Genomic DNA, 1,026 nt, shown 5'->3' with positions numbered 1-1,026 from the left:
TGGAAACGCTCCAGCGAGAAGGCAGGAGACTATGTCTCGATCCAGTTAGACGATCCGACCTTCGCGCAGCCGATACGCGCGAACCTCTTTCGCAATGGCGATGACAAGGCGTCCTGGTCCCTGCACTGGTCGCGCCCGCGCGAGCGCAGCGAGAAGGAGTGAACGATGCGCGCTCGCCCCCCGTCGACGAGCCTTCGCAGTGCGCCCGGGCCGCTTCGCGCTGCCCGGCGCATGGCTCTCTATCTCCTTTTCGGCCTCTCGGTCGCGACCGCCACGCCGGTGGCGACGGTCGCGCAGGACTTGGCCATCACGCGATCTTCACAACGCAATCCATTCGACGCGCATATCACAGAAGCCTCGCAGCGCTTTGGCGTCCCGACGGCGTTGATACGTGCCGTCATGCACAAGGAGAGCGCGGGCGACATGCGGGCCGTCTCCAGCGCGGGCGCCCGCGGCTTGATGCAGATCATGCCCGGCACATGGGATGATCTGCGCGCCCGCTGGTCGCTTGGTCGCGATCCGTTCGATCCCCGTGACAACATCCTGGCAGGAACGGCGTATCTGCGCGAATTGCACGATCGCTACGGCTCGCCGGGGTTTCTGGCCGCCTATAACGCGGGACCCGCACGCTACGAAGCCTACCTCGCCGGGCGTTCGTTACCCGCCGAGACCCGCGCCTATGTCGCAGCACTCGCCCCCCTGATCGGCGAAAGCGAGGGTATGCGCCCTTTCGCCGTCACATCTGTCGAGGCCGTTCCCTGGAAGCACGGCTCGCTCTTCGTAGGTCAGCCGGATCGCATACAAGCTGTCGCTCTCGTGCCGACCGAGCGACCACCAAATGACGCGGGCTCTGCACCCACCGTGCGCGATGTCTCCGCCATCGTGCCGCTGTCCGAAGGCCTCTTCGTGAGGCGAGCCGGCGAAGGGATCCAGCCATGAGCGCGTATGGGCGTTTTCGCGCAACCGCAAGCTCCAGCGCACCGTGGCGTGCATGGAGGCGGAATGTGGGCAGAACAACCGGAAGAT

Annotated in this window: 2 protein-coding genes; both read left to right on the top strand. The window is 65.6% G+C overall.

Annotated elements, in window-relative coordinates; all coding sequences use genetic code 11:
- Nucleotides 1–162: DUF736 domain-containing protein (locus C8D77_RS37225; RefSeq protein WP_146211880.1), on the top strand; the 162-nt coding region annotated here is incomplete at its 5' end.
- A 3-nt stretch (nt 163–165) separates the two neighbouring features.
- Nucleotides 166–939, top strand: coding sequence for a lytic transglycosylase domain-containing protein (locus C8D77_RS37220; protein WP_109672964.1), 774 nt, complete (start codon nt 166–168; stop codon nt 937–939).
- The last annotated feature ends 87 nt before the right edge of the window (nt 940–1,026 follow it).

The sequence above is a fragment of the Mesorhizobium loti genome, from assembly GCF_003148495.1.
GTDB classification, from domain to species: Bacteria; Pseudomonadota; Alphaproteobacteria; order Rhizobiales; family Rhizobiaceae; genus Mesorhizobium; species Mesorhizobium loti.
The sequence above is the reverse complement of the archived record's forward strand: the minus strand, read 5'-3'. Positions and strand labels throughout refer to the sequence as shown.